At 73.2% G+C, this 15,488-nt stretch carries 12 protein-coding genes; 7 read left to right on the top strand and 5 right to left on the bottom strand.

Annotated features, from left to right (window positions below; all coding sequences use genetic code 11):
• Positions 1–76 precede the first annotated feature (76 nt).
• The 4 genes from glgX (at position 77) to DSZ44_RS02610 (ending at position 7,095) form a co-directional block, all read left to right on the top strand.
• Positions 77–2,197, top strand: a complete 2,121-nt coding sequence (gene glgX, locus DSZ44_RS02625) for a glycogen debranching protein GlgX (RefSeq protein ID WP_110851006.1) — start codon at positions 77–79, stop codon at positions 2,195–2,197.
• Entirely contained in the window at positions 2,194–4,716 is a 2,523-nt protein-coding gene (gene treY / locus DSZ44_RS02620) for a malto-oligosyltrehalose synthase (RefSeq protein WP_110851005.1), read from the top strand. The genes glgX and treY overlap by 4 nt, the downstream gene beginning before the upstream one ends.
• The gene (gene treZ, locus DSZ44_RS02615; RefSeq protein WP_110851004.1) at positions 4,709–6,478 is read left to right on the top strand and encodes a malto-oligosyltrehalose trehalohydrolase; all 1,770 of its coding nucleotides are present in this window, start codon (positions 4,709–4,711) and stop codon (positions 6,476–6,478) included. The genes treY and treZ overlap by 8 nt, the downstream gene beginning before the upstream one ends.
• 131 nt (positions 6,479–6,609) lie before the next feature.
• Positions 6,610–7,095 carry a hypothetical protein gene (locus tag DSZ44_RS02610; protein ID WP_110851003.1) on the top strand — a complete coding sequence of 162 codons (486 nt, stop codon included), beginning with the start codon at positions 6,610–6,612 and terminating at the stop codon, positions 7,093–7,095.
• 94 nt (positions 7,096–7,189) lie between these two features.
• On the opposite strand, the gene DSZ44_RS02605 is transcribed toward DSZ44_RS02610, so the two are convergent.
• The 4 genes from DSZ44_RS02605 to DSZ44_RS02590 all read right to left on the bottom strand — a co-directional run bounded on the left by DSZ44_RS02605 (position 7,190) and on the right by DSZ44_RS02590 (position 11,135).
• Complete coding sequence (locus DSZ44_RS02605) at positions 7,190–8,221, bottom strand: lipid II:glycine glycyltransferase FemX (protein WP_110851002.1); 1,032 nt, start codon at positions 8,219–8,221, stop codon at positions 7,190–7,192.
• Positions 8,218–9,279 carry a lipid II:glycine glycyltransferase FemX gene (locus DSZ44_RS02600; protein ID WP_110851001.1) on the bottom strand — a complete coding sequence of 354 codons (1,062 nt, stop codon included), beginning with the start codon at positions 9,277–9,279 and terminating at the stop codon, positions 8,218–8,220. The genes DSZ44_RS02605 and DSZ44_RS02600 overlap by 4 nt, the downstream gene beginning before the upstream one ends.
• Positions 9,280–9,351: 72 nt before the next feature.
• The gene (locus tag DSZ44_RS02595) at positions 9,352–10,332 is read right to left on the bottom strand and encodes an LLM class flavin-dependent oxidoreductase (RefSeq protein ID WP_110851000.1); all 981 of its coding nucleotides are present in this window, start codon (positions 10,330–10,332) and stop codon (positions 9,352–9,354) included.
• A gap of 53 nt (positions 10,333–10,385) precedes the next feature.
• On the bottom strand, positions 10,386–11,135 hold the full coding sequence (locus DSZ44_RS02590) for a YaaA family protein (protein ID WP_110850999.1): 750 nt from the start codon (positions 11,133–11,135) through the stop codon (positions 10,386–10,388).
• Between the two features lie 38 nt (positions 11,136–11,173).
• On the opposite strand from DSZ44_RS02590, the gene DSZ44_RS02585 reads away from it, so the two are divergent.
• Complete coding sequence (locus tag DSZ44_RS02585) at positions 11,174–12,037, top strand: putative RNA methyltransferase (RefSeq protein ID WP_110850998.1); 864 nt, start codon at positions 11,174–11,176, stop codon at positions 12,035–12,037.
• Between the two features lie 170 nt (positions 12,038–12,207).
• On the opposite strand, the gene DSZ44_RS02580 is transcribed toward DSZ44_RS02585, so the two are convergent.
• A complete protein-coding gene (locus tag DSZ44_RS02580; RefSeq protein WP_110850997.1) occupies positions 12,208–13,461 on the bottom strand; it encodes a carboxylate--amine ligase in 1,254 nt (417 codons plus the stop codon).
• Between the two features lie 91 nt (positions 13,462–13,552).
• Here DSZ44_RS02580 and DSZ44_RS02575 point away from each other — a divergent pair, with 91 nt between their 5' ends.
• Together DSZ44_RS02575 and DSZ44_RS02570 are read left to right on the top strand one after the other, a co-directional pair.
• Positions 13,553–14,128 carry a DUF3000 domain-containing protein gene (locus tag DSZ44_RS02575; protein ID WP_110850996.1) on the top strand — a complete coding sequence of 192 codons (576 nt, stop codon included), beginning with the start codon at positions 13,553–13,555 and terminating at the stop codon, positions 14,126–14,128.
• Between the two features lie 82 nt (positions 14,129–14,210).
• Entirely contained in the window at positions 14,211–15,440 is a 1,230-nt protein-coding gene (locus DSZ44_RS02570; protein WP_110850995.1) for an HRDC domain-containing protein, read from the top strand.
• Positions 15,441–15,488: the final 48 nt, after the last annotated feature.

Here is a 15,488-nt window from a genome sequence, read left to right as displayed (position 1 = left end):
TCGATCACGCGTCCTCCCTCGGACCGCTTCAGCTCTCTGCGGGCCGAAATGCCGCAGCGATGAGAGCCTATCGCTCATGCAGCCTTGGCCTGGACGTCCTTACCCCCTGGGTGCCACCTTCGACGGCACCGGCACCAACTTCGCGCTCTACTCCTCGGTCGCCGAGAAGGTGGAGCTCTGCCTCCTCCACGACGACGGCACCGAGGAGCGTTTCGAGCTCACCGAGGTCGACGGGCACGTCTGGCACGGGTACCTGCGCTCCGCCCAGCCCGGGCAGCGCTACGGGTACCGCGTGCACGGCCCCTACGACCCCGAGCAGGGTCACCGGTGCGACCCCTCCAAGCTCCTCCTCGACCCGTACGCCAAGGCGATCGACGGACAGATCGACGCGGACCCGGCGCTGTACTCCTACCAGTTCGAGGACCCGGCCGAGCGCAACACCGACGACTCGGCGCCGCACACGATGCACTCGGTCGTCATCAACCCCTTCTTCGACTGGGAGTTCGACCGCCCGCCGGGCCACGAGTACCACGACTCGGTCATCTACGAGGCGCACGTCAAGGGGCTCACCGAGCTCCACCCGGAGGTGCCCGAGGAGCTGCGTGGCACCTACGCCGGCCTCGCGCACCCGGCCGTCATCGACCACCTCACCGCCCTGGGCGTCACGGCGATCGAGCTCATGCCCGTCCACCAGTTCGTCAACGACCCCCACCTGCAGGAGAAGGGGCTGAGCAACTACTGGGGCTACAACACCATCGGGTTCTTCGCCCCGCACAACGCCTACAGCTCCCTGCGCGGGGCCGGCCAGCAGGTGCAGGACTTCAAGACGATGGTCAAGGCCCTCCACGAGGCGAACATCGAGGTCATCCTCGACGTCGTCTACAACCACACGGCCGAGGGCAACCACCTCGGGCCCACGCTGTCCTTCAAGGGCATCGACAACGCCTCGTACTACCGCCTCGTCGAGGGCGACGAGGCGCACTACTTCGACACGACCGGCACGGGCAACTCCCTGCTCATGCGCTCACCGCACACGCTCCAGATGATCATGGACTCGCTGCGGTACTGGATCACGGAGATGCACGTCGACGGCTTCCGCTTCGACCTCGCCTCGACGCTGGCCCGCGAGCTCCACGCCGTCGACCGGCTCTCGTCCTTCTTCGACATCATCCAGCAGGACCCGGTCATCTCCCAGGCCAAGCTCATCGCCGAGCCGTGGGACCTCGGCGAGGGCGGGTACCAGGTCGGCGGGTTCCCCCCGCTCTGGACGGAGTGGAACGGGCGCTACCGCGACACGGTGCGCGACTTCTGGCGCAGCGAGCCCTCGACGCTGGCCGAGTTCGCCACCCGCATCACGGGCTCGGCGGACCTGTACGCCCACAGCGGGCGCCACCCGGTCGCCTCGATCAACTTCGTCACCGCCCACGACGGCTTCACGATGCGCGACCTCGTCTCCTACAACGAGAAGCACAACGAGGACAACGGCGAGGACAACAACGACGGCGAGGAGCACAACCGCTCGTGGAACAGCGGCGCGGAGGGCGAGACCGACGACGCCGAGGTCCGGGCGCTGCGCCTCCGCCGGCACCGCAACTTCCTCGCCACGCTCCTGTTCTCCCAGGGCGTGCCGATGATCGCCCACGGTGACGAGCTCGGTCGCACCCAGCAGGGCAACAACAACGTCTACTGCCAGGACAACGAGCTGGCGTGGGTGGACTGGAACCTCACCGAGGAGCAGGAGCACCTGCTCGACTTCACCCAGCGCATGGTCCACTTCCGGGCGGCGCACCCGGTGCTGCGCCGGCGCCGGTTCTTCGCCGGCGATCCCGGCCACGGCGGTCAGTCCGAGGTCGGCGAGATCGCCTGGCTCACGCCCGCGGCCGAGCCGATGGAGGACGAGGACTGGGAGCAGTCCCACGCCCGCTCCATCTCGATCTTCTACAACGGCGACGCCATCCCCGAGCCCGACGCCCGCGGTGAGCAGGTGGTCGACGACAACCTCCTCGTCATGCTCAACGCGGCCGCCGAGCCCGTCACCTTCACCATCCCCGACGAGGGGTTCGGGACGGTGTGGCGCACGGCGATCAACACCGACCCCACGCACACGGAGAACGGGGACTACCACCCCGGGGACACCCTGGAGGTGCTGCCCCACAACACCGTCATCCTCGTGTGCCCCCGTGAGGAGGAGGCGTGAGCACGCCGCAGCCCACCGCCGCCTCCCGCCACCTCCCCTCGGCGGGGCGTCGCCTGCCGGTGAGCACCTACCGGCTCCAGCTCGGGCCGGACCTCGGCTTCGCGGACGCCGAGGCGCTCGTGCCCTACCTCGCCGGGCTCGGGGTCACCGATTTGTACCTGTCCCCCGTCCTCGAGGCGGCCCCCGGGTCCACCCACGGCTACGACGTCGTCGACCACACCCGCATCTCGACCGTCATGGGCGGCCGGGAAGGTCTGGAGCGGCTGTGCACGACGGCGCACGGCGCCGGGCTGGGGATCGTCGTCGACGTCGTGCCCAACCACATGGCCGTCCCGACGCCCGCGTGGCACAACCGGGCGCTGTGGTCGGTCCTCAAGGACGGCCCGGACTCCCCCTACGCCGGGTGGTTCGACGTCGACCTCGCCTCCGAGCGGCCCGGGATCCTCATGCCCGTGCTCGGTGAGCGCGTCGGGGCCGCGCTGGCCGGCGGTGAGCTGCGGGTGGAGCACATGGTCGTGCCCTCCGAGCCCGAGCTCGGCGAGCAGCCGGTGCTGCGCTACTACGAGCACACCTTCCCCGTGCGGCCCAGCACCGAGCAGCTGCCGCTGGCCGAGCTGCTCGAGCGGCAGTTCTACCGGCTGTCCTACTGGCGGGTGGCCGACGAGGAGCTCAACTACCGCCGCTTCTTCGACGTCGACACCCTCGCCGCGCTGCGGGTGGAGGACCCGGACGTCTTCGACGCCAGCCACGCCCTGCTCCTCGACCTCATGCGCTCGGGGCACATCGACGCCCTGCGCATCGACCACCCCGACGGCCTGGCCGACCCCCGCGGCTACTTCGAGCGCCTCGACGAGGCCACCGGCGGCGCGTGGGTCGTCGCGGAGAAGATCCTCGAGGGCGAGGAGACCCTCGCCCCGGACTGGCCGGTGGCCGGCACCACCGGCTACGACGCCGCCTGGCGGATCAACTCCGTCCTCACCGACCCGGCGGGCTCCGGCGCGCTGGGCACCGCGATGACCGAGATCGCCGGCGACTCCCGCGGGGAGCTGGCGGAGATGATCACCGACGCCAAGCGGCAGATCGTCAGCACCTCGCTGTACGCCGAGGTCCACCGCCTCGCCACCATCCTGCGCGAGCTGTGCGACGAGGACGTGCGCCTGCGCGACCACACCTACCGGTCCCTCGAGGACTGCGTCGTCGAGCTCCTCGTGGCCTTCGACCGCTACCGCGCCTACGTCGTCCCCGGGGAGCCCGCGCCGCCCATGAGCGAGCGGGTGGTGCGGGAGGCCGCCGAGGAGGCGCGCACCCACCTGGACGAGGAGCGCCACGAGACGCTCGACGTCGTCGTCGACCTCCTCCTGGGGCACGAGGTCGGCAGCGCGGGGCGTGTGCACGAGGCACGGCGCAACGAGCTCATCATCCGCTTCCAGCAGACCTGCGGCGCCGTCATGGCCAAGGGCGTGGAGGACACCGCCTACTACCGGTGGACGCACCTGGTGAGCCTGTGCGAGGTGGGCGGCTCCCCGCGTCGCTTCGGCATCAGCGTCGACGAGCTGCACGCGTGGGTCGCGCAGACCATCAGCGCGCACCCCGCGACGATGACGGCCGGCAGCACCCACGACACCAAGCGCGGTGAGGACGTGCGCGCCCGTATCGGCGTGCTCTCGGAGTACGCCGAGGAGTGGCTGGCCCTCGTGCGCCGGCTGCGTGAGGCGACGGCGGACATCCGCCCCGCGGACCTCGACGGGCGCGCGGAAAACCTCCTGTGGCAGGTCCTCGTCGGGACGTGGACCGACTCCGACCCGATGACCGCCGAGCGTCTGCGCGGCTACCTCGTCAAGGCGGTGCGCGAGCAGAAGTCCTGGACGACATGGACCGACCCCGACACCGTCCGTGAGGACGCGCTGCTCGACTACGCGACCGCGCTGCTCGAGCACCCGGCCGTCGTCGAGGCCCTCACCGAGTGGGAGCGGACGACGGCGCAGACCGTGCGAGCGGCCGTGCTCGGCGTCAAGCTGCTCCAGCTCACCGTGCTCGGCGTCGCCGACGTCTACCAGGGCACCGAGGTGACCCGGACGTCGCTCGTGGACCCGGACAACAGGCGACCGGTCGACTTCACCGAGCTGGCCCGCCAGCTCGACCGCCTCGACGACGGCGCCACGCCCGGCACGCTGGACGAGGTCAAGCTCGCCCTCACGGCCCGGGCCCTGCGGCTGCGCCGCCGGGAGGCCGCGGCCTTCGTCGGCGCGTCCTCGCAGTACCTGCCGCTGCCCACGTCCACCGGCCACGCCATCGCCTTCGCGCGCGGCGACGACTCCGGGCCGCGGGCCGTCACGGTCGTCACCCGCCTCGCCCGCGGGCTGGACGCCCTCGGCGGGTTCGGCGAGCACACCGTCGTCCTGCCGGAGGGCCGGTGGCGTGACGTCCTCACCGGCCGTGAGGTGCCCGGGGGCTCGTGCCGCCTCGCCGACCTCCTCGACCCTCACCCCGTCGCACTGCTGGAGAGAGCCGATGCCTGAGCCGTTGACCGTCTGGGCGCCCGCCGCCCGCACCGTCGAGATCAGCCTGCCGTCCGGTCCGGCCGACGACACCGCCGAGCGCCTCCCGCTCGAGGCGCGCGAGGACGGCTGGTGGGCGACGCCGGAGGCGCTGCCCCCCGGCACGGACTACCTGTTCCACCTGGACGGCGGGTTCGGCCTGCCCGACCCGCGCAGCGCGTGGCAGCCGTACGGCGTCCACGGCCCCTCGCGCGTCTTCGACGCCTCCGCCTACGAGTGGCAGGACGAGCAGTGGAAGGGCCGCTCGAGCCTCGGCGCCGTGATCTACGAGCTCCATGTCGGCACCTTCACCCCTGCCGGCACGCTCGACGCCGCCATCGAGCGGCTCGACCACCTCGTCGACCTCGGCGTCGACATGGTCGAGCTCATGCCCGTCGCCGCGTTCCCCGGGGAGCACGGCTGGGGCTACGACGGCGTCACGCTGTACGCCGTCCACGAGCCCTACGGCGGGCCGGAGGCGCTGCAGCGCTTCGTCGACGCCGCCCACGCCCGCGGACTGGCGGTGTGCCTCGACGTCGTCTACAACCACCTCGGCCCGTCCGGGAACTACCTCGGCCCCTTCGGTCCGTACTTCACCGACCGGCACGAGACGCCCTGGGGCTCGGCCGTGAATCTCGACGGCCCGGACGCCGGGCCGGTGCGCCGGTTCGTCGTCGAGAACGCCCTGCGCTGGCTGCGGGACTTCCACCTCGACGCCCTGCGGCTCGACGCCGTCCACGCCCTCATCGACGACTCCCCGCGGCACGTGCTCGCGGAGCTGTCCGACGCCGTCGCCGAGCTCGAGGAGGAGGTGGGCCGCCCGCTGTCCCTCGTCGCGGAGTCCGACCTCAACGACGCCCGCATGGTCACCCCCACCGCCGAGGGCGGGCTGGGCATGACGGCGCAGTGGGACGACGACGTGCACCACGCCCTGCACGCCCGCCTCACCGGCGAGCGGCACGGGTACTACGTGAGCTTCGGCACCACCGACACCCTGCGGACGGCGCTGGCCCAGACCTTCGTCCACGCGGGCACGTACTCCGAGTTCCGGGACAAGGTCTGGGGCGCGCCCGTGCCGGCCGAGGTCGACACCCGGCGCTTCGTCGTCTTCACCCAGAACCACGACCAGGTGGGCAACCGCGCCATCGGGGACCGCCCCAGCCGCGTCCTCAGCGACGGCCAGCTCGCGGTGTCCGCCGCGATCGCGATCCTCGGGCCCTACACCCCGATGCTCTTCATGGGCGAGGAGTGGGGCGCGACCACCCCGTTCCAGTACTTCACCGACCACGCCGAGCCCGAGCTCGCCGAGGCCATCCGCAAGGGCCGCACCGAGGAGTTCGCCTCCCACGGCTGGGAGGAGGTCTACGGTGGCGACGTCGAGGTGCCCGACCCGCAGTCGCCCGGCACCGTCGAGGCGAGCCGCCTGGACTGGTCCGAGCCGGGCCGGGAGCGGCACGCGCGGCTGCTCGCGTTCTACCGCGACCTCATCGCGCTGCGGCACGCGGAGACGGACATCGCCTGCGGCGTGCGCGCCGACACCGGCGTGACGACGTGCGACGACGGCGGCTGGATCGGCATGTACCGCGGCTCGGTCGCGATCATCGCCAACCTCGAGGAGGAGCCACGCGAGATCCACGTGCGAGGCCAGGTCCGCGAGGTCGTCCTGTCCTGGACGGGCGAGGCCACCGCGGACGGTGAGACGCTGACCCTGCCGGGCCACGACGTCGTCGTCCTCCGCGTCTGAGACACCGCGGCCCCGCCGCCCCCGCCCACCCCTTCCGCCCGCGATGCACATATGGTCGTCTGGATGCACCTCCGGACGGCGCCGGCCGGACCGGACGTGCGTCCCAGAGGACCGAGACACCTGGAGGACCAGTGACGCAGACCGTCGTCGTGCTGACCGAGGACACCCTGCTCGACACCGACGTGGCGCAGATCGTCGAGACCTACGCCGGGCGTGACGTGCGTTTCGAGGTGCTCGTCCCGGCGGACACCGACCACAACGTCCTTCAGGAGGTCGTCAACGACCTCGGTCTGCTCGACCTGCGGCGGCTGTGGCACGACATCACCAACCCCGACCCCGACGAGCGCGCGGCACGTACCGAGGCGACCGAGGCGTTGCGCCTGTCGCTCGCGCTGCTCGAGGCAGCGGGAGCGACGGCGGACGGCGTCGTCGTCGGCGACGACCCGCTGCCCGCGCTCACCCAGGCGGTGTCCAACCACCGGGCCGCCGAGGTCGTCGTGGTGACGAGCCCGAAGCTGCTCGACGACACCCTGCGCCGCGACTGGGCGAGCCGAGCGCGCGAGGCGCTCGGAGTGCCTGTCCTCCACCTCTACACCGGCAGCAGCATCGTCGGCTGACCCGCCCGCCAACGTCGCAGCTGGTGGTTCAGGCGACACGGTAAACGCATACCACCGCCGGTGAACCCACCAGATGCCGAGTTGTCGGCGGGGGTCAGGGGCGGAGGCGGGACCTCACGCGGCCCAGCGCTGCCGTGGCGCGGCGCTTCGCGGCCAGGGCCTGGACCAGCGCGGTGTACGCGCGGGGGTGGAGCGGCATGTCCCAGGCCGGGGAGACCTCGGTGATCTCCTTCTCGAACTTCGTCTTGAACTGCGTGAGGCCGGACAGCCCGGGGAAGCGGTCGGACCCGGCGCCGGCGAGGTCGTAGGAGCGCACGCCCTCGGCGAGCAGCGTGCGGATGATGTCCCAGTGCAGCAGGTCGGCGGCGTAGGCGCCGCGCGCCTCGGAGCTGGACGCGCCCACCGAGTAGAGGGCGGCGCCGTCGTTGACGAGGACCAGGGCCCACGCCAGCGCCCGGCCGTCACGACGGGTGACGAACACGCGGGCGTGCTCGGGCCCGAGGGTCGCGAGCATGTCGAGGTAGCGCCGGGCCGGGTGGGGGCCGAAGCCCTCGCGCTCGCCCGTCTCGACGAAGACGTCGTACAGCTCGGCGAAAGCGGCCTCGTCCAGGCCGGTCTCCTCGCCGACCGTGAGCGACTCGTCCTTGAGGGCCTTGCGGATGGCGCGGCGGCCCTGCTGCTTCATCGCGGTGAAGACCTCGTCCTCGCTGCGGTCGAGGTCGACGACCACCGTGCGGTCGTAGGTGATGCCCTGCATGACCGGGCGCAGGTCCGGCGCCTCGTGGCGGGCGTGGAGGCGGACGAACACGAGCCGCGGGTCGACGCGGCGCAGCCGCTCCCCCAGCTCACGGCGCAGCGCCGCCTCCCGCTCCGGGGTCGGCTCCACGAGCCACACCGGCCCGTTCTTCGCCCACAGGTACCGGAACCCACCGGGGCCACGGACCTCGGCGAGGGTGACGACGGCGGCCGTCGCGCCGTCGTCGTCCACGTAGGCGAGCCGGCCCCAGTGGGAGCGGCCGGGGACGACGGCGTCGAAGGCGGCCCAGACGGGCGCCTGCTCCACGGGCAGCGGGGTGCCGGCGGCCAGGGAGGTGTAGGTGGTGTCGTCGACGGGGCGCAGGGTCACGCGGTCTCCTCCTCGCGGCTGACGGCACGGCGCGCAGCGGGCACCGCGCGGCGGGCCGCCGCGACGGCGCTGCGCTTGGCGGCCAGTGCCTTCGTCAGCGCGGTGTAGGTCAGGGGGCGGACGGGGACGTCCCAGGCAGGGGCGACCTCCGTGGGCTCGGGGTTGAACTTCGTCTTCATCGTCGTCAGCGCCTCGAGCGACGGGGCCAGCTCGGAGCCGATGCCCATGAAGTCGAAGCTCCGCGCCCCCTCGTCACGCAGGGTGCGGATGATGTGCCAGTACAGCTGGGTCGGGACGTCGTGGACGCGGCCGGCGGCGGTGCTGGCGGCGTAGTAGGCGGTGGCGAGGCCGTCGTGGACGGTGACGATGACCCAGGCCTGGACGGCGCCGTCGTGCCGGCCGACGAACAGGCGCGCGTGCTGCGGGCCGAGGGCGTCGAGCATCGTCGTGTAGACGCTCATCGGGTGGACGCCGAAGCCGTCGCGCTCGGCGGTCTCGCGCAGCACCTCGTAGAACGGCTCGAAGTCCGGAGCGCCGGTCTCCTCGGTGCACTCCACGGGCTGCTCGCGCAGGCCCTTGCGCAGGTCGCGGCGGCCGCGCTTCTTCATGCCGGCGAGCAGCTCGTCGTCGCTGCGGCCGTCGAGCTCGACGACGACGGTGCGGTCGTAGGTGACCGACTGGAGCAGCGGGTGGAGGTCCTCGGCGGGGTGGGCGGCGTGGAGGCGCACGAAGGCGAGCCGCGGGTCGACGGCGCGCACGCCGGTGACGAGCCGCTCCCGCAGGGCGCGCTCGAGCTCGGGGGTGGGCTCGGTCAGCCAGACCGGCCCATGCTTGGCCCACAGGTAGTGGAAGCCGCGCCCGAGGTACTCCGACAGGGCGACGACGGCGGCCGGCTCCTCGTCGAGGAGGAAGGCGAAACGCTTCCACGGCCGCCGTCCCGGGACTGCACGGTCGTAGGCGTCCCAGGCGAGGGACTGCTCCACCGGGAGGTCGACGTCCGCCGTCAGCTTGGCGAACTCGCCGTCGTCCAGCGGCACGAGCCTGATGCTGTGCTCCACCTCATCCCCTTTCGCGTCGCCCCCCACCCTAGGTGCGGGAGGGGGCGACGCACGGCAGGCGGGCCGCCGACGTCAGGTGAGGTAGGCCTCGGCGAGCAGCTCGGCGGAGCGCAGCCGCTCCTCCACCGTGGGGCCCTGGTGGGCGACGATGATCTCGTCCGCGCCGGTCTGCTCGCCGAACTCGGTCACCTTCTCGCGCACGACGTCGGGGGTGCCGACGGCGCTGTAGGTCATCATCTGGTGCAGGTGACGGCCCTGGGGTGAGGCGAGCAGGGCGTCGGCCTGCTCGTCGGTGTACTCGGTGCCCGGGCGCAGGAGCAGCGCGACACGGCCGCGCATGACCTCCTGCTGCTGACGCTCGGCATCGGCCTGCTCGTCGGCGGCGAGCACGTTGTAGGCGGCGATGACGTGGGGCTTGTCGAGCTGGGCGGAGGGCTCGAACTCACGCCGGTACAGCGCGATCGCCTCGTGCAGCGCGGCGGGCGCGAAGTGCGAGGCGAAGGCGTAGGGCAGGCCGAGGGTGGCGGCGAGCCCGGCGCCGAACAGCGAGGAGCCGAGGATGTAGAGCGGGACGTCGGTCCCCTTGCCCGGGTAGGCGTCCACGCCGGGGATGCGCGACTGGCCGCGCAGGTAGCCCTGGAGCTCGAGCACGTCCTCGGGGAAGGAGTCGGCCGACGACGCGTCGCGGCGCAGCGCCCGCATCGTGTTCTGGTCGGTGCCCGGCGCGCGGCCCAGCCCGAGGTCGATGCGGCCCGGGTGCAGCGTCTCGAGGGTGCCGTACTGCTCGGCGATGGTGAGCGGCGAGTGGTTGGGCAGCATGACGCCGCCCGAGCCGAGCCGGATGGTGCTCGTGTGCGCGGCGACGTGCGCGATGAGCACGGACGTGGCCGAGGACGCGATCGCGGCCATGTTGTGGTGCTCGGCGTACCAGACCCGCGTGTAGCCCGTCTCCTCGGCCTTCTGCGCCAGGGCGACGGTCCCGTCGAGGGACTCGGCGACGGTCTGGCTGCGGCCCACGGTGGCGAGGTCGAGGATCGAGAGCGGGAGAGGCATCGGGCACCTTTCGTGTGGAGTGTTCTCCCCGGTTCAACCCGGAGGGCCCGGGTCTATTCCGCGGTGACGTCGAGCACCCACGGCTTGCCGGCGCGGGCGGGCGCGCTGAGGCTGACGACGGTGAAGGCGCCGTCCACCTCCTCGGCCAGCTGCTGCGGCGTACGGGGCGTGGCGCCCGTGCGGCACAGGTGGCCGGCGACGAGCCCGCGGGTGTGCTTGGCCATGTGGCTGGCGCCCGGGACGCGCACCTGGACCCACTTCTCGGCCGCGGACCCGCGGGGGGACCCGGCGGCCGCGTAGGTCGAGGAGCGGCAGTCGACGACGACGCCGTCCCCGGCCGCCGTCGTCAGCGCGGCGTCGAGGTGCTCGCGCCAGAACCGGGCGAGCGGTCCGGTGCCGGGCAGGGTGACGTTCATCGCGAGGCGGTAGGGGGCGACGCGGTCGCTGAGCCGCAGGGCGCCGTGGAGGGCGGAGACGACGACGATCCAGCGGCCGGCCCGGCGGCGGGCGGCCGTGTCCATGGCGTCGAGGTCGAGGGCGTCGTAGAGGACGCCGGTGTAGAGCTCGCGCACCGGGAGGGCGGGCGCCGTGTCGAGCCGGAGGTTGCCGGCCACCTCCTCGGCGAGGCTCGCGCCGACCCCGAGCACGTCGAGGGCGTCCGCGCGGGCGCTGACGGCGGCGAGCTCGGCCGCGACCGTGCGGCGCGGGCCGACGAGCTCGCGGAAGCTCAGCGCGGCCGGATCGGCCGCCCTGCCCCTGCTGCGGGTGGACTTGGACTCCGAGGGCGGCAGCAGGATGAGCACCGGACAACCCTAAGCGACCCCATAGGCTGGCGGCCGTCATGGAGAACCCGCGCATCGACCTCGTCCTGCCGCAGCTGCGCTGCCCGGTGTGCGCGGCCGCGCTCCAACGGACCGACCGCTCGGTGCGCTGCGCAGGGGGTCACGGCTTCGACCTCGCCCGACAGGGTTACCTCACGCTGCTGGGCGGCGGCAGCCGGGCGGGTCAGGGAGACACCGCGGACATGGTGGCCGCGCGCGAGGCCTTCCTCGGGCGCGGCCACTACGCGCCGATCGCCGCCGCCCTCGCCGAGACGGCGACCACCGTCCCCGCGGCCGACGACGACGGCGACACCCCCCTCGTCCTCGACCTCGCCGGCGGGACCGGCTTCTACCTCGCCGCGGTGCTCGACGCCCTGCCCGCCGCCGTCGGCCTCGACGTCGAGCTCTCCCCCTACGCCGCCCGCCGTGCCGCGCGCGCCCACCCGCGACTGGCGGCGGTGCGCGCCGACGTGTGGCAGCGCCTACCCCTCGCCACCGGCTCGGCCGCGGCGGTGCTCAGCGTCTTCGGGCCGCGCAACGCACCGGAGATCGCCCGGGTGCTCGCGCCGGGCGGGAGGCTCGTCGTCGTCGCCCCCTCGCAGGACCATCTGGCGGAGATCATCGGGCCGCTCGGGATGATCGGCGTCGCCCCGGACAAGGCAGACCGGCTCGCCCGCCAGCTCGCCGACTTCGCCGTCGTCGAGGAGCGCGCGGTGCGGTACCGCGCGGCGATGACGCGCGAGGACGTCACCCTCGAGGCGCTCATGGGCCCCAGCGCACACCACGTCGACCGCGACGCGCTCACCGCCGCCGCCCTGGCCCTGCCCGACGCCGTCGACGTCACCGTCTCGGTGACCGTGGCGACCTACCGCCCCCTCCGCTGACAGCTGAGTTCTTCCTCCCCGCCAGGAACAACTCAGCTCTCGGCGGACAAGGGCGGTAGGTCGTCTCGGTGACCGTGGCGACCTACCGCCCCCTCCGCTGACAGCTGAGCCGTTCCCCTTCCGGCGAGGAACAACTCAGCTCTCGACGGGAAAGGGGTGGGGCGGGCGGGTCAGAGGCCCGTGGGGGTGGGCTCCGGGTAGTGCTCCCTGAAGTCGCGGACGAGGTTGACGGTGGAGGCGGCGCGGTAGAGGGCGCGGCGCGGGTCGCGGTCGAGCGGGTAGGCGAGCGGGTGGGCGAAGCGGCGCGTGCGGTGGATGCGCCCCACCCGACGGCGCAGCTCGGGGTCGGTGAGGTAGCGACGCACGAGCCGCCACGGCAGGTAGGAGTAGACCCCGGCCTCCTGCTCGGCGCGGTACAGGGGTGCGGACGCGGGAGCCACGCCCAGCTCGGCCGCGAAGTCCGCGACGACGGCGCGAGCGGGGTTGCGGCCCGCGACGTTGAGGTAGTAGTTCGGCCGCCCGATGCGCGGGTTGAGGTCGAGGAAGTGGGCGCGGCCGTCACGCGGGTCGACCTTGACGTCGAAGTTCGCGAAGCCGGTGAGCCCGAGCTCACCGAGGATCGCCGCGGCCTGCGCCTCGATCTCCGGCTGCGCCTCGGTGAGGATCGTCGCGGAGTTCCCGATCATCGTCGGCGCGTGCAGCTGGAGGAGCAGCTGCCCGGAGGCCATGAGCGTCACCTCACCGGACCGGTCGACGTAGCAGGTGACCGTGCGGCCCTGGGTGTCGTCACCGGGGATGAGCTCCTGGACGAGGACGACGTCGCGCAGCCCGGCCGCCGCCAGGCGCCGCAGGACGACCTCGGCCTCCGCCTGGGTGGCCGCGCTGTAGACCTTGCGCTTGCCCTCGTAGGACAGGAGCAGGTGCTCGGCGCTGACCGCCGGCTTGAGCACCACGGGGAAGGTGAGGTCCAGGCGCGGCGGAGCCCACCCGCCGTCGTCGGCGGCCGAGAGGTCGACGGCGCGGGTGGCCGGCGTCGCGACCCCGAGCCGCTCGCAGGCAGCCGCGAGCACCTCCTTGTCGCCCGCGGCGGTGAGCACCTCGCCCGAGGCGTAGGGGATGACGAAGTGCTCCTCGAGGAGCGCGCGGTGACGGACGAGCATCTCGACCTCGTGCTCGGCGTTGACGATCAGCAGGAGCGGGGTGCCAGCGTGCCGGCGCGCCACGTCGACGAGGGCGGCGACGGTCTGCTCCTCGCTCGCGCCCGCCCCGACGAGGACGTTGTCGAGGATGCGGGAGTGGTCGACCGGCCCCCGGCGCTGGTTGGACACGACGATCGAGCGGACCCCGTACGCCTCGTGGAACGAGCGGGCGATCGAGTACACGCCAAGGTCGGTGCCGAGCAGGACGGGACGGAAGTCGGCCACGGGCGCTCCTCCGGGGTTGGGCGGCGGGGGCGCGGTGAGTCTACCGGCGCGCCACGGCCGTGATCGGGGCGCGCCACCCTAGCCTGAGGGCGTGAACAGCGACGGTGCGCAGGTTCCGCCCGCATTCGAGGAGGCGCTCCTCAGTCTGCGCGGACATCGCCAGCGGCCCGAGGTGCGCCTCGAGGAGGTGCCGGCCCCCACGCGGATCGCGCCCTACGGCCTCGCCCTCACCGCCGAGGTCAACCCGACGGCGGAGCCCGAGACCCTCCTCGGCAGCGGACGCTTCGTGGTCCTGCACGACCCCGAGGGGCAGAGCGCCTGGAACGGCACCTTCCGGATCGTCGTCATGGCGCGCGCGCGGTTGGAGGACGAGCTCGGTGCCGACCCGCTCCTCGGCGAGGTGGGCTGGGCCTGGCTCACCGACGCCCTCGCCTCCGCCGGGGCGGGCTACCACTCGCTGTCCGGCACGGTCACCCGGGTGCTGTCGGAGAGCTTCGGAGGCCTCGTGCTGCGCGACCAGAGCGTCGAGATCGAGGTGCGGGCCTCTTGGTCGCCCAACACCACCGACCTCGGCCCCCACCTCATGGCCTGGACCCAGCTCGCCTCCTCCGCCTCCGGCCTCGAACCGTTGCCCGACGGCGTCACCGCGCTGACGCCACGCCGCTGAGGCGAGCGGTGTTCGTCACGGTCTCCGCCCCGGCCGCGCGCCGACGCGGCCGTGCCGACCCACCGGGCATACCGTGACCCCCATGACCGAGCCCGTCGACGCCGAGACGCCCCCGCTGATCCCCGTCACCGAGCCACGCGAGGGCACCCCGCCCGTCATCACCACGCGCGACGGCCTCGCCCGCGCCGCCGAGGCGCTGGCCACGGGCACCGGCCCGGTCGCGGCCGACGCCGAGCGCGCGTCCGGCTACCGCTACGGCCAACGCACCTACCTCGTCCAGCTGCGGCGTGAGGGCGTCGGCACGCTGCTCGTCGACCCCATCGCGGTCGGTGAGCTGAGCGCGATCGGCGATGCGCTCGCCGGCACCGAGTGGGTGCTGCACGCCGCCAACCAGGACCTGCCCGGCTTCCACGACCTCGGCATGTACCCCGCCGCGCTCTTCGACACCGAGCTCGCCGCGCGGCTGCTCGGGCGCAGCAAGGTCGGCCTGGGCGCGATCATCGCCGAGGAGCTCGGCTACTCCCTGGCCAAGGAGCACTCCGCGGCCGACTGGTCCACCCGCCCGCTCCCCGAGGACTGGCTGCGGTACGCGGCCCTGGACGTGGAGTTCCTCGTCGAGCTGCGCGACCGGCTGGCTGCCGCCCTGGAGGAGACCGGCAAGCTCGAGTGGGCTCGCCAGGAGTTCGAGGCCGTACGTCTCGCCCCGGACCCGTCCCCGCGGGTGGACCCCTGGCGTCGCACCTCCGGCATGCACGCCGTCCGCGGCGGCCAGGGCATCGCCGTGGTCCGTGAGCTGTGGCAGGCGCGCGACGAGCTGGCCCGCAAGCGCGACCGCTCCCCCGGCCGCGTGCTGCCCGACCGCGCCATCGTCGCCGCCGCTCTCGCCCTGCCGCGCAGCGAGCAGGCACTCGTCGCGCTGCCGGAGTTCTCCGGCAAGGGGACCCGGCGCTCCAGCGGCTACTGGTGGTCCGCCGTCGAGCGTGCCCTCGCGCTGCCCGCCTCCGAGCACCCGCCGCGCCGGCTGGCCTCCACGACGGGCACGCCGCCCCCGCCCCGCTCCTGGGCGGACAAGGACCCGGCCGCCGCTGCTCGGCTCGACGCCGTCCGGGCCGCTGTCCGTGCCCTCGCCGAGGAGCACGACGTGCCCCAGGAGAACCTCCTCTCCCCCGCCGTGCAGCGGCAGATCGCCTGGACCCCGCCCGACGTCGTGGACGAGGCGGCGGTACGTGAGTCCCTCGTGGAGCAGGGTGCCCGCCCGTGGCAGGTGGATCTCACGGCGGCGCCACTCACCGAGGCGCTGCGGACCGCCTGACACGCGGCAGGCACCTGCCCCGCACCATGCGCCTCCTGGGGCCACTGT

The organism is Georgenia satyanarayanai (assembly GCF_900116375.1).
Classification (GTDB): domain Bacteria; phylum Actinomycetota; class Actinomycetes; order Actinomycetales; family Actinomycetaceae; genus Oceanitalea; species Oceanitalea nanhaiensis.
The sequence above is the reverse complement of the archived record's forward strand: the minus strand, read 5'-3'. Positions and strand labels throughout refer to the sequence as shown.

Bases quoted from the DNA above. Each gene is read 5' to 3' on its own strand.
- glgX (WP_110851006.1), top strand. From the start codon at position 77: ATGCAGCCTTGGCCTGGACGTCCTTACCCCCTGGGTGCCACCTTCGAC.
- treZ (WP_110851004.1), top strand. From the start codon at position 4,709: ATGCCTGAGCCGTTGACCGTCTGGGCGCCCGCCGCCCGCACCGTCGAG.
- DSZ44_RS02595 (WP_110851000.1), bottom strand. From the start codon at position 10,332: ATGCCTCTCCCGCTCTCGATCCTCGACCTCGCCACCGTGGGCCGCAGC.
- DSZ44_RS02585 (WP_110850998.1), top strand. From the start codon at position 11,174: ATGGAGAACCCGCGCATCGACCTCGTCCTGCCGCAGCTGCGCTGCCCG.
- DSZ44_RS02570 (WP_110850995.1), top strand. From the start codon at position 14,211: ATGACCGAGCCCGTCGACGCCGAGACGCCCCCGCTGATCCCCGTCACC.